The organism is Desertivirga brevis, from assembly GCF_017355835.1.
Map to the genome: position 1 here is coordinate 90,300 of NZ_JAFEWF010000006.1, position 17,641 is coordinate 107,940.

General features: G+C 41.2%; 19 protein-coding genes and 3 tRNA genes. 20 read left to right on the forward strand and 2 right to left on the reverse strand.

Annotated elements, in window-relative coordinates; all coding sequences use genetic code 11:
- The first annotated feature begins 4 nt into the window (after positions 1-4).
- The 11 genes from hemL (at position 5) to J4N25_RS15685 (ending at position 9,894) form a co-directional block, all read left to right on the forward strand.
- The gene (gene hemL / locus J4N25_RS15635; protein ID WP_207422728.1) at positions 5-1,396 is read left to right on the forward strand and encodes a glutamate-1-semialdehyde 2,1-aminomutase; all 1,392 of its coding nucleotides are present in this window, start codon (positions 5-7) and stop codon (positions 1,394-1,396) included.
- Positions 1,397-1,428: 32 nt separating this feature from the next.
- On the forward strand, positions 1,429-2,304 hold the full coding sequence (locus tag J4N25_RS15640) for a sensor histidine kinase (protein WP_207422729.1): 876 nt from the start codon (positions 1,429-1,431) through the stop codon (positions 2,302-2,304).
- Entirely contained in the window at positions 2,294-2,998 is a 705-nt protein-coding gene (locus tag J4N25_RS15645; RefSeq protein WP_207422730.1) for a response regulator transcription factor, read from the forward strand. Before J4N25_RS15640 ends, J4N25_RS15645 begins: the two co-directional genes overlap by 11 nt.
- 2 nt (positions 2,999-3,000) lie before the next feature.
- Positions 3,001-3,519: a hypothetical protein gene (locus J4N25_RS15650; protein WP_207422731.1), complete on the forward strand. Its 519-nt coding sequence runs from the start codon at positions 3,001-3,003 to the stop codon at positions 3,517-3,519.
- Positions 3,516-4,550 carry a uroporphyrinogen decarboxylase gene (hemE, locus tag J4N25_RS15655; RefSeq protein WP_207422732.1) on the forward strand — a complete coding sequence of 345 codons (1,035 nt, stop codon included), beginning with the start codon at positions 3,516-3,518 and terminating at the stop codon, positions 4,548-4,550. The genes J4N25_RS15650 and hemE overlap by 4 nt, the downstream gene beginning before the upstream one ends.
- A 295-nt stretch (positions 4,551-4,845) precedes the next feature.
- Positions 4,846-5,400, forward strand: a complete 555-nt coding sequence (hemJ, locus tag J4N25_RS15660) for a protoporphyrinogen oxidase HemJ (protein WP_207422733.1) — start codon at positions 4,846-4,848, stop codon at positions 5,398-5,400.
- Between the two features lie 33 nt (positions 5,401-5,433).
- Positions 5,434-6,561 carry a lipid A deacylase gene (locus J4N25_RS15665; RefSeq protein WP_207422734.1) on the forward strand — a complete coding sequence of 376 codons (1,128 nt, stop codon included), beginning with the start codon at positions 5,434-5,436 and terminating at the stop codon, positions 6,559-6,561.
- A gap of 53 nt (positions 6,562-6,614) precedes the next feature.
- The gene (locus tag J4N25_RS15670) at positions 6,615-7,184 is read left to right on the forward strand and encodes an RNA polymerase sigma factor (protein WP_207422735.1); all 570 of its coding nucleotides are present in this window, start codon (positions 6,615-6,617) and stop codon (positions 7,182-7,184) included.
- Positions 7,174-7,911, forward strand: coding sequence for a hypothetical protein (locus tag J4N25_RS15675; protein ID WP_207422736.1), 738 nt, complete (start codon positions 7,174-7,176; stop codon positions 7,909-7,911). Before J4N25_RS15670 ends, J4N25_RS15675 begins: the two co-directional genes overlap by 11 nt.
- 1 nt (position 7,912) lies before the next feature.
- Positions 7,913-8,716, forward strand: a complete 804-nt coding sequence (locus J4N25_RS15680; protein ID WP_207422737.1) for an outer membrane beta-barrel protein — start codon at positions 7,913-7,915, stop codon at positions 8,714-8,716.
- A 122-nt stretch (positions 8,717-8,838) separates the two neighbouring features.
- Positions 8,839-9,894, forward strand: a complete 1,056-nt coding sequence (locus J4N25_RS15685) for an ABC transporter ATP-binding protein (protein WP_207422738.1) — start codon at positions 8,839-8,841, stop codon at positions 9,892-9,894.
- Positions 9,895-9,914: 20 nt separating this feature from the next.
- On the opposite strand, the gene J4N25_RS15690 is transcribed toward J4N25_RS15685, so the two are convergent.
- Both J4N25_RS15690 and J4N25_RS15695 read right to left on the reverse strand, forming a co-directional pair.
- A tRNA-Leu gene (locus J4N25_RS15690) sits at positions 9,915-9,997 on the reverse strand.
- Positions 9,998-10,063: 66 nt separating this feature from the next.
- Positions 10,064-10,381 (reverse strand): hypothetical protein, encoded by a 318-nt coding sequence (locus J4N25_RS15695; RefSeq protein ID WP_207422739.1) that lies wholly within the window; start codon positions 10,379-10,381, stop codon positions 10,064-10,066.
- Positions 10,382-10,675: 294 nt separating this feature from the next.
- Between J4N25_RS15695 and J4N25_RS15700 the strand changes: the two genes are divergently transcribed.
- From J4N25_RS15700 to J4N25_RS15740, 9 genes are all read left to right on the forward strand, one after another.
- Positions 10,676-10,748: transfer RNA gene (locus J4N25_RS15700), tRNA-Lys, on the forward strand.
- 88 nt (positions 10,749-10,836) lie between these two features.
- Positions 10,837-10,909, forward strand: a tRNA-Lys gene (locus tag J4N25_RS15705).
- Between the two features lie 558 nt (positions 10,910-11,467).
- Positions 11,468-12,151 (forward strand): Crp/Fnr family transcriptional regulator, encoded by a 684-nt coding sequence (locus tag J4N25_RS15710; RefSeq protein WP_207422740.1) that lies wholly within the window; start codon positions 11,468-11,470, stop codon positions 12,149-12,151.
- 235 nt (positions 12,152-12,386) lie between these two features.
- Positions 12,387-13,148: an SDR family NAD(P)-dependent oxidoreductase gene (locus tag J4N25_RS15715; RefSeq protein ID WP_207422741.1), complete on the forward strand. Its 762-nt coding sequence runs from the start codon at positions 12,387-12,389 to the stop codon at positions 13,146-13,148.
- 102 nt (positions 13,149-13,250) lie between these two features.
- Complete coding sequence (locus tag J4N25_RS15720) at positions 13,251-13,820, forward strand: DUF2652 domain-containing protein (protein WP_207422742.1); 570 nt, start codon at positions 13,251-13,253, stop codon at positions 13,818-13,820.
- 483 nt (positions 13,821-14,303) lie between these two features.
- Entirely contained in the window at positions 14,304-15,293 is a 990-nt protein-coding gene (mgrA, locus tag J4N25_RS15725; RefSeq protein ID WP_207422743.1) for an L-glyceraldehyde 3-phosphate reductase, read from the forward strand.
- A gap of 88 nt (positions 15,294-15,381) precedes the next feature.
- The gene (locus tag J4N25_RS15730; protein WP_207422744.1) at positions 15,382-15,636 is read left to right on the forward strand and encodes a hypothetical protein; all 255 of its coding nucleotides are present in this window, start codon (positions 15,382-15,384) and stop codon (positions 15,634-15,636) included.
- 99 nt (positions 15,637-15,735) lie between these two features.
- Entirely contained in the window at positions 15,736-16,383 is a 648-nt protein-coding gene (locus tag J4N25_RS15735; protein WP_207422745.1) for a 3-keto-alpha-glucoside-1,2-lyase-like domain-containing protein, read from the forward strand.
- Between the two features lie 88 nt (positions 16,384-16,471).
- The gene (locus tag J4N25_RS15740; protein WP_207422746.1) at positions 16,472-17,563 is read left to right on the forward strand and encodes a formylglycine-generating enzyme family protein; all 1,092 of its coding nucleotides are present in this window, start codon (positions 16,472-16,474) and stop codon (positions 17,561-17,563) included.
- Positions 17,564-17,641 lie beyond the last annotated feature (78 nt).

Here is a 17,641-nt window from a genome sequence, read left to right on the forward strand (position 1 = left end):
AAAAATGCTCGACTCTCTCAAAAAAATGTTCAGTTCTGAAGATGATGGCAAGCCGGTTTCTACAACAGGTAAACCTGATATCTCCCGAGAAAAATCAGCAGAACTATACGAAGAAGCTAAGACTTATTTTCCTGGGGGAGTTAATTCTCCCGTTAGAGCTTTTCGGTCTGTATACGGTACTCCTTTATTTATTGAAAAAGGAGACGGCCCTTTTGTATGGGATGCCGATGGCAACCAGTTCATTGATTTCTGCTGCTCCTGGGGGCCTCTAATCCTGGGGCACAACAGTGCCAGGATTCGGGAAAAAGTTACCGAAGTGATGCAGAAGGGAATGAGTTTTGGTGCGCCAACTGCTATTGAGAATGAACTTGCTCAACTTATTCTGAAAAATAATAAGCTGATAGAAAAGATCCGTTTTGTAAGCTCAGGTACAGAGGCCGTAATGTCTGCAATTCGTTTAGCGAGAGGTTATACTAAAAGGGATAAAATATTAAAGTTTGAAGGTTGTTATCATGGGCACGTCGACTCTTTGCTGGTAAAGGCTGGGTCAGGATTAGTAACCTTTGGGGAGACATCCTCTGCCGGCGTCCCAAAATCCTTTGCTGATGAAACTATTGTAATTCCTCTGAATGATAAAACGGCAGTAGAAGAGGCGTTCCGCCAGTTTCCTGAACAAATTGCCGCTATAATAATTGAAGGTGTTCCTGCGAATAATGGATTATTAATTCAGGACAAAGAGTTTGTTCAATTCCTTAGATCGATCACTACCCAAAACGGAAGTCTCCTGATCTTTGACGAGGTAATTACCGGGTTCAGATTAGGTTTCGAAGGAGCCGCAAAACATTACGAAATAAAGCCTGATATCATTACCTATGGTAAAATCATCGGGGGAGGTCTTCCGGTAGGTTGCTATGGTGCATCGGCAGAGATTATGGGGAGTGTATCCCCTGAGGGGCCCGTGTATCAGGCAGGCACCTTATCAGGGAATCCTGTAGCCATGGCTGCCGGAATTGCGCAGCTGACCGAATTGTTAAGATCTGGCTTCTATAAAGATCTGAATAACAAGGCTCAGGACTTTGTGGAATCTATTCGCCGGTTTGCTACTACACGAAATTATAAGTTCAAGATATTTTCCATCGGCTCAATTTTTTGGTTTGCTTTTACAGATAAAGAAATAAAATCTGCAGAAGATATAGACCCTGCGAGCATGGAGAAGTTTAAGATGCTACATAGAGAGCTTCTGAATCGAGGCATTTATCTTGGGCCTTCAGGATATGAAGTAGGATTTGTTTCTGCTGCTCATACCAAGGTGGAGCTCGAGAAAGCTAAGCGCGCAATTATAGAATCTTTAGATATAGTTTTTAGGACTTCACCAAAATCGCCGAAAGGAGAATAGTGGCTAACAATTCTTTTTCCAACTTTAGTTATATGCGAAAACCACTGGTGATCTTTTATGCGCTTGCAATCTACGTTCTGTCAGAGATCATTTGGTGGGCATATCTGCTGGTGTCCGTTCAACCAGAGCGGAAGGGAATGATCATCGGAGAGGGAGCCATATTTCTTCTCATCTTTTTTACAGGAGCTTACTATCTTCAGAAAACCCTTAAGAAAGAACGAAATCTCCACGAGCAACAAAAGAATTTTCTCCTTTCCGTTACCCACGAACTAAAGTCGCCTTTGGCTTCAATCAAGCTTTACATACAAACCATCCTGAAGCGAGAGCTTGATCGCCAGCAGATCAGCAGCTTTTTGAACAATTCCCTAAAGGATATTGAACGGTTGGATGATTTAGTGGAGAACATGCTTCTGGCTACCCGTATTGAAAATCATTCTTATTCATTCCCTAAGGAGGAGTTTGATTTTTCAGAAGTGATAGAGAAGGTGGCTAACCGTCTTCAGATCCATTCCTGCAGCAGTCAAATTATTTCATGTGAGTTAGAGAAAGGGATAAAGCTGAAAGGCGATAAGTTTGCTTTGACCCTGGTAGTTTCTAATCTTGTAGAAAATGCAGTTAAATATTCTCCCGCATGCGCAGAAGTGAAGGTGAAGCTGTGCAATAAAAACAATATTATACAATTTGCAGTAGAGGATAAAGGTATCGGAATAAGCGACCAGGAGAAAGCACGCATTTTCGATAAGTTTTACCGAGTAGGCAGCGAAGAGACCAGAAAAACGAAAGGAACGGGTTTAGGTCTTTATATTGTAAAACAAGTGCTTGAAAAGCACAAAGCTTACATTAAGGTTAAAAACAATAAGCCTACAGGAACTATATTTGAAGTAACTTTTAACTCACATGGCAACTAAACAACGTATTTTACTAGTAGAGGACGAAGATCACCTACTTGAAGCTATAAAATTAAATCTTGAACTAGAAGGCTTTAAAGTTACTACAGCAACCGACGGTAAAAAAGCGCTTAAGATATTTAAAGAAGAAAGATTTAATCTAATCATCCTTGATGTTATGTTACCCGAGATCGATGGTTTCCAGGTAGCAGAAACAATCCGTCTTGAGAATACCGAGGTTCCAATTATGTTCCTTACTGCAAAGAACACGAACGAAGACCGTGTTGCAGGTTTAAGAAAGGGAGCTGATGACTATCTTGTAAAACCCTTTAATCTGGAAGAACTTATTCTGCGAGTTCATAATCTTGTTAAGCGCAGTTTATCTAGCGAAGAGAAAAAGGAACTGAACACGTATAAGATCGGTGATAAGACCATCTATTTCAATTCTTTTGAATTAAGAAATGACGACGGTAACGTAACCCCGCTTACTAAAAAAGAAACTATGCTTTTAAAACTTCTTATTGAGAGAAGGAACGAGGCAGTTTCACGTGAGCAGATCCTGGAAACAGTATGGAATTACGATGTGTACCCTTCAACCCGTACTATTGATAATTTTATCCTGACTTTTAGAAAGTACTTCGAGCCAGATCAAAAAAATCCGAAGTATTTCCATTCTATCAGAGGTGTTGGATATAAGTTCACCGACACTCAATAATAATGATGACAACCAAAGCCCGCGTGTTAGTTATCGCGGTAGCTCTGCTTTTATTAGCATGGACCTTGTACGAAAAAACGTATGAGGTTTCTGCATTAGTAGGGTTAGGTATTGGGTATCTCGTCTGGTCTCATTTCCGGCAGGGAACTGTTGCCTTAGCGGCGAAGGCTTATCATAACAAAGACTTCGCAAAGGCGGAAGAATTACTTAAGGAAGTAAGGAATCCAGACATGCTGGCCAGGAACAGAAGAGGTTACTACGAGTTTATTTTAGGGAATATAACGTTACAAAAAGAGCATTTTCAGGAAGCTGAAACTCATTTTCAAATTGCAAGTCGCTTTCCTCTCAGAAATGAGAATGATAAGGGCATTGTTTTAGTTCAACTGGCAAACTTGAACCTGAGAAAACATGAGTTCGAAAAAGCTCAAGCTTATCTGGATGTTGCAAAAGAATTAAAGATCAGCTCCCGTGTACAGGGAATTGTCGACAGAATAGAAAACGAAATACGAAAATCAAAGTGATAAATACTCAGAAGGACTCGCTCTTCATCAGAGCAGCTCAGTCACAGCCAACAGAAAGGCCACCAGTTTGGATGATGCGTCAGGCTGGCCGTTTTATGAAAGAATATTGGGAGATCAAAAATAAATACAGCTTTTTGGAGATGTGTAAAACTCCCGAAATTGCTGCCGACGTAACGATGCTTCCAGTTGATCTGTTGGATATTGATGCTGCAATCCTTTTTTCAGATATCCTGGTAACGGGAGAGGCAATGGGTGGCGACCTTAGTTTCAATCAAGGGATCGGTCCTAAATTCGCTAATCCGGTTCGTTCCGAAGCAGATGTTGATAATTTGAATGTAGATTGCTTGGATAAACTACAATATGTAGCCGATGCAATTAAAGTGATTCAACAGCGCTTAAATGGTAAGATCCCTCTTATCGGTTTTGCCGGAGCTCCTTTTACTGTGATGAGTTACCTGGTAGAGGGTGGATCCTCCAAGGATTTCAAGCTCACAAAGTTGATGTTGCATAACCAACCCGACTTGGCTCATCGCTTACTTTCCAAAATTGCTAAGGTTACTACAGACTACTTGAATATGCAGATTGCCGCCGGCGTAAATGCTGTGCAGATCTTCGATAGCTGGGCTATGGCATTATCTTGGGATGATTACAAAGAGTTCTCTCACAGGTACATTACAGAGATTATTGCTGGTCTTAACCGTCAGGATATCCCCGTGATCTCCTTCTGTAAAGGAAGTTCTGTCTTCGCACCTTTAATGGCAGAGGCCAAACCAGACGTTATCTCTGTTGATTGGAACGCTGATCTGTTAGACATTAAAAAACGTTTACCTAAAGGCATCGCCGTACAAGGAAACTTTGATCCTCATATCCTTTACGCAGACAAAAAGGTTATCAAGGAAAGGATCCACAGGCTTTTTGAAAGAATGAAAGGAGAGAATGGATTCATTTTTAACCTGGGTCATGGTATTATGCCGGACATTCCTTTCGATAATGTGAAGTATGCAGTGCAGGTGATAAAAGAGTATAAATAACCATGAATTATCACGAATTAGCACGATCAATAGCTAGCTAAAAAATGAGAAAGCACGAATTACGCGAATTTCACAAAGCATGGATGACTAAAATGGATAGGTGACTAATTTGATTAGTTATAAAACTTTTTTTGTGCTATAAGAATTAGTGTTGATTTCGCGCCCTGCAAGATTAGTGTAATTAGTGAATTTCGTGTTTTCTCAATTAGTGTTTAATAGGGCGCTTTGCAGTTTTCGTGTAATTAGTGTAATTCGTGTTTCTTCAATTTGTGCTTATTCAATTAGTGTTTATTCTATGGAATACTATCTCTACATAAAGTCTGTTCACATCATCTTTGTCGTTAGCTGGATGGCAGGATTATTCTATATCGTACGCTTATTTATTTATCATATAGAAGCTAATGAGCGACCTGCTGAAGAGCGTGATCTTTTGCATAAGCAGTTCGAAGTGATGGAGAGTAAGCTTTGGAACATCATCACTGTTCCTGCAATGTTGCTCACTTTGGCATCAGGTATAGGAATGATCCTGGTTAATCCCTACTTGTTAAAGATGAATTGGATGCTGGTAAAGATCGGATTTGTAATAGGCCTTTTAATATACCATTTCATCTGCCAACGTATTATCCGTCAATTAAAAGGCGGTGATTTTCGTTGGTCATCTACCCAGCTTCGTTTTTGGAATGAGGGAGCAACGGTATTATTAGTAGCAATAGTATTCACGGTAGTATTAAAAACATCGATTGACTGGCTTTACGGTCTGATCGGGTTATTCGTATTTATCGTAGTAATTATGTCGGCTGTGAAAATTTATAAGTATTATCGCCTGAAAAATAATTCTAAAGAAGTTTAACACATTCAATCTGTAACTCAATACCAGAGATCTATGAAGAAACCTATACTCACGCTAATCATTATCCTTCACTCTCTTCTGGTAAGTGCACAGCTTCAGAATGATTCATTGGAGTATAGAGTAACGCCGGATACCCTGAAAGCGGGTAACCTGGAATTAAGCTTGTATAACTTCAATTTCCTCCGTAACTACGAGTACTTCAATAATTTCCAAGACGGGTACACCCTATTTGGAACCCAACTGGAACCCCGTTTGATCTTTTATCCGAATTCAAAACTTCTCATAAGCGCTGGTATACATATCCGTAAGGATTTTGGCAAAGATGGTATAGACAAAACCTATCCTCTTTTTACTATAAAATACAAGAATAAAAACACTTCATTTATTACTGGTGTACTCGAAGGCAACGTACATCACAGATTTATAGAGCCAATTTTTGACATCGAACGAAAAATAAATGCACCTGTCGAATATGGAACCCAGCTGGTAGTAAGCAAGCAGAAGTTGTTCCTTGATGCCTTTGTGAACTGGAACAGGATGATCGACCGCTATTCTCCTCTTCAGGAGCAGATCTTTGCTGGTGCTTCTGCCGATGTAAGCCTATGGAGGAAGGATGGCCTCAAATTTTCGTTACCTCTTCAGCTTCTCGTATTCCATCAGGGTGGGCAGATCGATACTGATCCCAGCCCGCTTAGGACTATAGCAAACACAGCTCTAGGGCTAAAACTGCAGTCAGATCGCACTACAGGTTTCGTCAGGCAGTTGAAAACTGAGAATTACTTCGTAACTTATTCTGAGTTTTCTCCTACCAAAACCGCGGTGTTCCAGGATGGGAGAGGGATTTTTCTGAACGCTTCCATTGGTACCAAATTCGGAAATCTTACAGGATCATACTGGGAGGGTAATCAATACCTTTCTGTTACTGGAATGCCTATCTATCAGTCTGTTTCTCAGCAAATTGATAATCCTGGTTATTCGGAAGACGTAAGAAGGCTGTTGTTTCTAAGATATACCTACCAACGACAATTAGTGTCTAATTTCTACCTTGATTTCAGAGTAGAACCGGTGTTCGACCTGAAAAACAGTGGTCAGAAAATGGATTTCTCCCATTCTCTATTTCTGGTTTACAAGCAGGATTTTAAGCTGTTTAAACGGAAATAATTTAAAGGGGATGCAACTATTTGCTGCATTTCATCCTCTAAACAATAAACAACATGAATTTAAGCCGCAAGTTGACAGTTGATGATTTGCTGTTTGCCCTGAAGAAAAATGACAGAAGGGCTCAGGAGCAATTATATAAACTGCTTGCATCCAAAATGCTGGGTGTATGCATGCGGTATGCTAAGGATACTTATGAAGCAGAAGATATGCTCCAGATGGGATTTGTAAAAGTGTTTAAGAAGGTGATGGAGTTCAGAGGAGATGGCTCCTTTGAGGGTTGGATAAGACGTATCATGGTTAATACCGCAATCGAGATTTACAGAAAGAATCAAAGGACATTGAATGTTGTGGATATGGATGAGGTTTACGATGCTCCCCAAACAACTTTTGATCTTAATTCGCTCGAAACAAAAGACTTGTTGAAACTCATCCAGCAACTGTCTTCCGGGTATAGAATGGTCTTTAACCTGTATGCAATAGAAGGTTATTCTCATAAGGAAATTGGAGAACAGTTAGGAATAACCGAAGGTGCGTCAAAGTCGCAACTCTCCAGAGCCAGAGCGATTTTGAAAGAAAAATTAATGAAAATGGAAGGTATTAAGTATGCAAACCATGTCGGATAAGGAATTTGATAAGCAGTTTAGGGATAAGTTCGAGGATTTCGAGTTTGAGCCATCCGCCTTTGTATGGGCTGACATAGAGAATGAACTTACAGCTTCCCGCAAAAGGACATTCCCGTGGTTTAGTGTGGCGGCAGCAAGCATGGCAGCGGTCATAGCAGCAGGAATCTGGTTTGCGCCACACAAGCAGCCAATGAAGCTGTATAGTAAGTTGAAAACAGAACACAAGGATACAGCTCTAAGGCAACAGCCGACGAATTCGGTTACTCCCGCATTTGCTGATTTAGAAACTAAGGAAGTGCCGGCTCTAGCCGAGAGTATTTCAAGTGCTCCTGAAAAGTTAACCAGAATAGAGGTTAAAAGAGGCAAGGCTCCTAATATTAGGGTAGTAGAGCCTGCTGTAAATGAACAAGGGTCACCGGATCTGAGTAACGCATCTGACGCGCACCAGGAAGAAGTCGTATCTATAACTGCGGCAAGTGTTCCTACTGAAGTGTTTTCTGCTAAAACAGAACCTCCCACTGTTTTGGCCTTCCATACTCTTCCGGAAGATACAACATCTGAAAGATCCAGATATAAGATCCGTTCTGTAGGAGATTTGGTAAACTTTGTAGTTAGTAAAGTAGATAAACGGAAAAATAAAATAATAGAATTCTCTAAGGATGATGAAGGGGAAGAGATATCGGGTTTAAACCTTGGAGTACTACAATATAGAACACGCAATAATTAACATGAAAGCTTATTTATTTACTTTATTATTAGCGGCAGGAAGCTTAACTTCTATAGCTCAGGATTCCTTAGCTGTTGACACAACAACTGTAAAAGAAAGTTCAAAGGCTAAAAAGTCTATCAAAGTGGTGGGCGTAGAAATTGGAAAGAGTAAAAGTGATTCAATAAGGAAACCATCTTCTAAATTTTCATTTCAGCTAACTTTTTCCAGGATAGATCTTGGTTTAGCCACTTTTCTTGACCGCGGAAGTTACACGCTCTCTGAAGAGAACAGCTTCCTGGAGAATCAGCAGTTCAAGACCAATAACTTCGGATTTGAATTCCTGCAAACGGGCTACCGTTTTAACAGTTACTTTAAAATCTATCTTGCCGCTGGCTTGGATTGGAACCATATTCGTCTGAAGCGTGATATTACTATACTTCCCGACGAACCTAAAATATCTTACAAGGAAGAGGATATCGACTTTAAGAAAAATCGCTTCTCCAGTAATTATCTTCGCATACCATTATCCTTTCAATTCAGATCCAAAGACGATGGCAGAGGGAATAAGGTATATTTTGTCGCCGGACCCGAGGTTGGCTTCCTGATAACAGGAAAAACGAAGCAGGTAAGCAAGGAGATGGGGAAGGTGAAGTTTAAAGATGATTTTAACTTCAATCCTTTCCGTTATGGCGCTTTTGCAAGAGCCGGCTATAACGGTGTTGGATTTTACGTTAAGTATTACGCTAATGATGTCTTTGCCGATAATCAGGGCCTCACAAAAGACTTCAAAAATCTCAATTTCGGTCTAACTGTGGGCTTCTAGGACTGGTGTAAGCTTTCAAACCCAACCTTATTTATTTCATTCATAAACTTAGAATCCCGTCAATAGGTTATACCTTTGCGCCATGTTCATGTTCTCTTCCTGAACCTGAACGTGGCTTTTTTATGAAGATATCCTGCGAAAATCCCGAAGAAGAATACAACTATACACTTTCTGATATTCCTGATCACCGGATGATAACGGTCGAAGCTGTAAGTAAGAAATATGCGGAAAATCCCTTTTCCGGTGTTAAATCTGCCAGTTTTACCATCGATAAAGGCCAGATCGTTGTTATCGTAGGCGAAAGCGGAAGCGGGAAGAGTACGCTTCTAAAGCTGGTCTACGGACTTATGTCGCCTGATAGCGGATTTGTGTTCTTTAAACATGAGCAGGTGCGTGGGCCCGAGAAAAAGCTTATACCAGGGCATGACTCAATGAAAATGGTGACGCAAGACTTTAGCCTTAATTCTTATGCTAAAGTTTATGATAACATAGCATCTATGCTGCCCAATACCAATTTAGCTTACAAGGCCTCCAAAACGGAGGAAATGCTTGCGTTAATGAGGATCAAGGACCTTGCTCAGAAAAGAGTGATAGACCTTAGTGGGGGGGAGCAACAAAGGGTTGCTATTGCAAAGGCTATTGTAACGGAGCCTGCTGTTCTATTAATGGACGAGCCTTTCAGTCATGTTGATACTGTTTTAAAAAGCCACTTGAGGGCAGACATACGGCGACTATCCCGTGAACTGGGAATTACGGTAGTGATCGTTTCTCATGATCCTGCTGATGGTCTTTCTATGGCCGACAAAATGATCGTAATGCGTAGGGGTGAAGTGGTGGAACAAGGAAGGCCTAAAGATCTCTATTATCAACCCACATCTTTGTACACAGCCCGGTTGCTTAGCGACTGCAATGTGCTGTCATCAACAGAAGCCGCAGCTTTAGATCTGCATACCACAGGCACACTTGCTATTTTTCCTGAAAATATCCGTATTGATCAGTCAAAGGCGGGAGATTATATAGTACGGGATGTTTTTTTTAAAGGTTTCTACAACGAAATCCTGGTAGAAAAAGCCGGAGTAAGTTTGAGGGTACTAATAACCGAAACGGTGAAAGTTAGCGTAGGTGACAAGGTTGAAATAACAATAGAAGATTTCAGAGAATTTATATCTGCTAATTAGCAGATATAAAGAAGATTGAGTGCCCAGAAGCGGATTCGAACCGCTACGCCCATAAGGCGCCACCCCCTCAAGATGGTGCGTCTACCAATTTCGCCACCTGGGCATTTCGAGGCGCAAATATATACTCTAGAATTTAATTTCCGAGAAAAAAATAAATTTCTTTCAATATCTACAGGTAAAGGTTATCAGCGTCAGAAGTTCTGGGATCTTCTGCTAGTATTTCCATCTTAGGGTTATCAATATAATCCGCATACCAACGTATGCCCTCAATAACCAGCAAAGGGTCGTCACCATTGTAGTGAGATGTTTCGAATACAAGCAGCTTTCCGTTATCAGTTCCGTAGAACTGCAATTCATCCGGGTTAGGTTCGAATTCAGTATCGTCCAAACAATAAACATGAATGCGTAAATCCCCATCCCTATGTCTAATCACATCCCTGCATGCATTATGAGGGTCCTTTACCAACAGAAAAACAGACTGATCCATACAACAATTTACTTAAAGTATAAATAGGGACGTTTTCAAAATGTTTCAAAATAGTAGTATTAGTACTTATTTTTCTAAAAAATCTGTAAAAACAATCCTCCCATATCAGTGCAATTTATGTTTTAAATCTTTCCAAAAAGGGGTAATAATGCTTGATTAATATTTTTCTGGCTGGAAATAAGTGGTTTAAGGTGCTTTGGTTGAAAAAGTGAAAATTGTACTTGCGGGAAATAGGTAATAGCCGTACATTTGCATCACTTTAAACGAAACGGTTAAACGTTTCAAACTAAAGTAGATTCCGTAGCTCAGCTGGTAGAGCATTACACTTTTAATGTAGTGGTCCTGGGTTCGAATCCCAGCGGGATCACGGAGAAATCCAAAAATAGTAAAAGCCTCTTAAAACAGGAGGCTTTTATTTTTAAAAAAGACATATAGCAATCAAATAATAAGATATTGATTCCGTAGCTCAGCTGGTAGAGCATTACACTTTTAATGTAGTGGTCCTGGGTTCGAATCCCAGCGGGATCACAAGAGGCGCCAAAAAGGCGCCTTTTTGCGTTTATAGCCTGTTCGTTCTGAGCAGGTTAGGGATTAATGGATCAAGCGGAATTCTTGGGGGGAAATAAATAAAAGTGTTTTTTTGTTAGTAATAAAAATACAAATAGTACCCGTCTTGCTGTCTGGTCGTAGAGATGCCTTGTTGGATAACTATTAATGCCCCTCAATAGCCTGCTGAACAGCCTTGGCATTGCTATATCGTTCTCGAAACGAACGGTCGTGGATCTTAAAGACAGGTTGTTTTTTAGTAACATACCATCCTTCGTCCATGAGTGTTGTACGAAGGACGCCTTCGGTCTGCGAACGGATCTCTACATTGATCGCAGCCTCTATCGTTGCAGGATAATCCTGATAGGTAGTAGCTGTCCCAGTTTAAACTTCGGCTACAGGCACGCAACTGTAGAAATCTCGACGCCCTGTAAAACTTTGACTTTTATTCGTGGAGATTGATTACTGCTGAACCGCAAACAAGACGATTATGCATAATTAAATTTTTTATATAAATTAGTGATATAAATCATATAATATATGACAACACGTGCTACCTTAAATGATGATACAGCAGGGACAACGACAACAGAAGTCACTGCCGTTAAAAGCGCATCATTCAGAAGCACAGCAGAAGGGCAGCGGGATGATATCTATAATTCGTTAATCGACTATTTCCGGAATTACACGAATTTCCCGCTCTCCCCATTCGAACAGAGGCTGATCAGGGATGCTTTCAAGCTCAAAAAGGTACGCCGCCGTCAGTTCCTGGTACAGGAGGGCGACGTCTGCAAATACATCTGTTTTGTGAAATCCGGAGCTTTACGGATTTACTCTGTGAACGAACGCGGACAGGAAGCTGTTGTAGCATTCGCTCTGGAAGGGAAATGGATGTCGGACTGGGAAAGCGTGGTGACGCAGACCCCTAGCCGATATTATATTGATGCGGTCGAAAACTCAGAGATCCTGCAGATAACACCAGCAGAACTGCATGCTTTGGAGGCAAAGATACCTGCTATAGACGAGTTTCTTCGGCTTGAGCAAAGATTAGTAGCGGTTACAACACAAAAAAGAATACATACTGCCATCAGTATGAATGCGGAAGAAAGGTACCAGGACCTGCTGGAGAACCATCCCGAATATTTTCAAAGATTTTCTCAAAACATGATTGCTTCTTACTTAGGTATTAAACCGGAGACCCTGAGCCGCCTGAGAAGGCGCTGAGTGACGTCGGTCTTCAGCTTTGGATATAATCGGATGATAACCGACAAACCATCCCGGCGATCCTACAACGTTCCGTCGGACAGCTCAAACGTGGTGTTATCATCTGACTGTAGTTACTATTACCCTAGAAAACAGCCCGACTGTCTGTCCTGTCATTCACTATTTTATTTTTTGATAAAAGTCAAAATATGGCATTTATCTCCCAATGATCTTTGTGATAAACAAAATCAAAAAAATGAAAACAGTATTAATTACCGGGGCAAATAAGGGTATCGGCTTCGAATCAGCACGCCAGTTATTGCAAAAAGGATTCCATGTCTTTTTAGGCAGCCGTAATTTAAGCAACGGTTTGAAAGCGGCAGAACAGCTAAAGGCAGAAGGACTAACCCACGTTGAAGCCGTTCAAATTGACGTCACCAATCTGGATTCAGTTAATGCCGCCCGCAAGGAAATAGGAAGCAAAGTCAGGACACTAGATGTGCTGATCAACAACGCAGGAATTAGTGGCATTGATATCGACAGCGAAGGACATATGGTTCCTCAGACTGCCATAGATACCGATATAAGTGTTTACCAGAAAGTCTATGACACCAATGTCTACGGTCCCGCGAGGGTGACCAAAGCGTTTATCGATCTTCTGAAAAACTCACTGGAACCACGGATCGTAAACCTTAGCTCAAGTCAAGGTTCTCTTACCCTGCACAGTGATCCTAATTACATATACTACCAAGTAAAGGGGGTAGTATACCTTTCTTCAAAAGCCGCTCTGAATATGTATACGGTTAACCTAGCTTATGAGCTACGTGATACGGCCTTCAAGGTGAATGCCGTTAGCCCTGGTTTTACGGCGACAGATTTCACTGGTAAGAATGGAGGGTCCGTTGAGGTGGCTGCGAAACGTATTATTAAATATGCGCTGATTGGCCAGGACGGTCCAACTGGAAAACTTTTTTGTGAAGAGACAAATCCGGATGGCACAGGTGAAATTCCATGGTAGGATGTTGAGTAAGATGCTGGCGCTGAGGCCAGCATCTTGTTATTTTGGAACAAAGGGCACTTTGAATAAGCGTGTAGTGGAAAGCCATTAAAAGACATGCTTATGTTTGAAGATAATAAAGGTTTAGTTTTCATTGTGGACATTAGCGGTTATTCACAATTTATCAGAGAAATAAGTCCATCAGAAGGGATTTCGGTTATTCGCCATTTATTAAAAGGAATAATTGAATCTAATTATCTTTCTTTTAAAATATCAGAAATAGAAGGTGATGCTATTTTATTTTATCATTTGGGTACACCGCCTTCAGTAACAGACGTGTTACAACAGTTTGCCCAAATGCGTAATTCTTTCAAAAAAATCCTCGGCCACTACCGTTTGAAATTTCCTGACATTTATGAACTAGATCTGAAAGCAATAGCCCACTACGGACACATGGTAGAATTTGAAATAGACCGTTTTTGTAAGCTCTATGGTAATATCCTGATAGATGCACATCGCTTATTAAAAAATAGTGTGCCTTCTAATGCCTACGTACTGTTAACTACTGATTATTTAGAACAGATGGGTGACTCTCCTTTAGATCATAGTACTACATATGGCACACATCAATGCGATATTTATGATGTAGGACCGCTTTGCTACACGTATTTTCCTTTTAACGATTTAAAATGAAGATAAGAACCTCTCACTTCAGGCAAAGTTGTTTTGGCAACTGCGGAAAAGTTTCATCTTCACTGCGCTTGGGAAAGAAATCGGTTTTCTATTGATTTTACTAAGGAGAAAAACTGCTTGAATATAGTGTTTATCAACACCGAGTATACGAATCCCAGCAGGATCACAAGAGGCGTCAAAAAGGCGCCTTTTTGCGTTTATAGTCTCTTCGTTCTCAGCAGTTAGGGATTAATGACCAAGCGGAACATTTGCGAAATAGTCAACTATAGCATAGATTTAATTAAAAGAAAGGTCAGATTTATCATTTTTATTCAAGCTCCGGAAGAATTAATTTATTTTTTTCATAGCTTCCGCTATAAATTCCTGTGTTAAGTCAGTTAATAGGAATATACAATTGCTTCTTATAGATGTTAATCTTTTGCTTGCATTTGCCAATTGGCACAATTTCAGAACAGGAATACTAACAGGTAAACAATTATACAAATGACTTATAACGCAGCAGCGAACCGGTACGCGGAAATGGAATACCGCCGATGTGGTAATTCAGGGCTAAAGTTATCAGCCTTTTCTCTTGGCTTATGGCATAATTTCGGCTTTGTTAACAATTTTGAAAATGCCCGGAACCTTTTAAAAACGGCCTTTGACCATGGAATAACTCACTTTGATCTTGCCAATAACTACGGGCCTCCATATGGTTCTGCAGAAGCGAACTTCGGGAAAATACTTGATTTGGATTTTCGCCAGTACAGGGATGAACTGATCATTTCTACTAAAGCAGGCTATGATATGTGGGAAGGACCCTATGGGAACTGGGGCTCAAAAAAATATCTTGTTGCTAGTTTGAACCAAAGTCTGAAGCGTATGAACCTTGACTATGTCGATATCTTTTACCATCATCGTCCGGATCCTGAAACTCCCTTAGAGGAAACGATGTCTGCACTCGATCTTATCGTTCGTCAGGGAAAGGCCTTATATGTTGGTATTTCAAATTATCGTCCCGAAGAAGCAGCGAAAGCATTTAAAATACTGAAAGAATTAGGAACGCCCTGCCTCATTCATCAGCCCAAATATTCCATGTTCGACCGTTGGGTTGAAGATGGACTACTAGATTTACTCGAGCAGGAGGGAGTAGGTTGCATCCCATTTTCACCACTCGCCCAGGGCTTGCTAACGGATAAATACCTTCATGGTATACCCGAAGATTCGAGAGTGGCTACGAGCGGTAAATTTCTAAATGAAAGTCACATTACGCCTGATAAGGTAGAAAAGGTTGCCAAACTAAACGGACTGGCAGAACAGAGAGGGCAAAAATTGGCCCATATGGCTTTGTCATGGCTGCTCAAGGACAGTAGAGTTACTTCTGTTCTTATTGGTTCGAGTAAGCCCGAGCAAATTGTAGATTCTATTAAAGCCTTACAAAATACTGAGTTCAGCGAAGAAGAGATCAATAGGATAAATGATATTTTAGAATAAAGATCCGCACGAACATACATAGCTCGTGCTATGGGTTCATTGTTCCGGACTTTTTCCGTCTTGTAAAAACTCAGTTGATCCTAAACCTATGGCGAAGGTATTTTCGGTAGTAAGAAATGTTCGTATTATTAACGTGAAAGGAACCTCTAGATCGGTTGGGGCAATGAAGGGGCTTGAGCAGAGCCCTATCCTTGGAATTAAGTTAAAAGATTGCGAGATTATAGCCGAACGCGGATTTTCAATAGAGCATGGCTACCAATGTAGATCTGGGCGGTCTGCGCATAAGGGGAGTGACAGGGGAGGCGATTGTGAAGACGAATGTAAAATAGCGGAGTTTCCATAACAAAAAGTCTTCCTTACATAAAAGGCACAGCCACAACTAGATCATAAAAATCTACAAAAATTATAGACTATAGAAAAAGTTCTTATTTTTGAGGCTGTTATGAGAACTTTTACCATCGCCATCCTCTTTGCTCTCCCCCTGATAGGGGCAGCCCAAACAAAGCTTCTCTTGCCAGATCTGCTGAAGCAGGGAAAGCTTGAAGTGTATCATCGCCAGATCAGCCTTGCTGCTGATGCAAATAAACCAGCAGTTTATCTTGACAGTAATGAAGGGGAGGGGATAGCATGGATAAAGGGGCAAACCTTCTCAGAAGGAACTATCGAACTAGATCTTAAGGGGAAAGACGTTTTTCAAAAAAGCTTCCTGGGCATTGCTTTTCACGGAGCAAATGATTCTACTTACGATGCCATTTATTTCAGGCCTTTCAACTTCAGGACTACTGATTCGGTGAGACGTATTCACGCAGTACAATATGTTGCTCATCCAACCTATCCCTGGAAAAAACTAAGAGAGGAGCAAAATGCTAAATACGAGAAAGCTGTAGAGCCTTCACCCGATCCCAACCAATGGTTCCACGCCAGGATCGTAGTAGAAGGTGATATGGTGTCTGTATATGTTAATAACACAAAACAACCCGCAATAAGCGTTAAAAAACTGAACGATCGACGCTCTGGAGCAATTGGCCTTTGGGTAGGAGACGGAGCAGATGGCACCTTTGCCAACTTAACGATTAAAGACAAGAAATAAACGAACGACATTGCTTTCCCCTGACTCTTATGAGAAGTCGTTTCTGTTCTACTAATGGGATAGGGGTAGGTAACACCATACTTTTTCGATGAAACATTCCATCAACAAAGAAATTAAGGCCAGCTTTTTAGCCTTTTCCGTTTTCGCCGCCATTTCTTGCGGACAAGCATCCCATTCCCAAACTACTTCAATAAATGGCCAGGAGAGCTCTGCAACCTCAATGCCTGTTGAAGTTAAAACAGACCCTAAGCATCCCGGGATGGTTTATGTTCCGGCCGGCGAATTTGAACAGGGGGGCGATAACGACCAGGCAGCAGAGGATGAGTATCCAAAGCATAAGGTTAAACTGAACGCCTTTTGGATCGATGCTACGGAAGTAACGAACGCACAATTTGCTGCATTCGTAAAGGCGACTGGATATGTTACCACTGCAGAGAAAAAGCCCGATTGGGAAGAGCTCAGGAAGCAACTGCCCGAGGGTACTCCAAAGCCAGATGAAAGCGTTCTTGTAGCTTCATCACTTGTGTTTAAAGCTCCAAAAGAACCTGTTCCTTTGTCTGATTATTCCCAGTGGTGGGAATGGAAAGCAGGGGCAGATTGGAAACATCCGCAGGGACCCGAATCCACTATAAAAGGCAAGGAAAACTACCCTGTGGTGCATATCTCCTGGTATGATGCCCAGGCATATGCGAAGTGGGCAGGAAAACGCCTCCCAACAGAAGCAGAATGGGAGTATGCTGCCAGGGGTGGTCTAAAAAATAACATCTATCCTTGGGGAAACCAACAGGTGAACGAAGGCAAGCCGAGAGCGAACTTTTGGCAGGGGCACTTCCCTGATAAGAACACCCAGGTTGATCAGTTCTACACTGCAGCTCCTGTAAGGTCATTCGCTGCCAATAATTATGGATTGTATGATATGGCCGGAAATGTATGGGAATGGACAGCCGATCTTTATAATAATAAATACTATGATGAAGTGCGGAACGGCGTTAACAACCCTAAAGGTCCTGCAAAAAGTTATGATCCGGACGAGCCTACTGCCTCCATACGGGTAATGAAAGGTGGCTCCTTTCTATGCAATGATTCCTACTGCTCAGGGTACAGGGTAGCCCGAAGAATGAAGAGTACCGAAGACAGTAGTATGGAGCATCTCGGTTTCCGTTGCGTAAGCGATAAGTAAAAAAATTACCATGTGTTCTGAAATTTGAACATCGGAAAACAAAATACCTTGTTTCCACTATTAGATTTGTCGGACGAC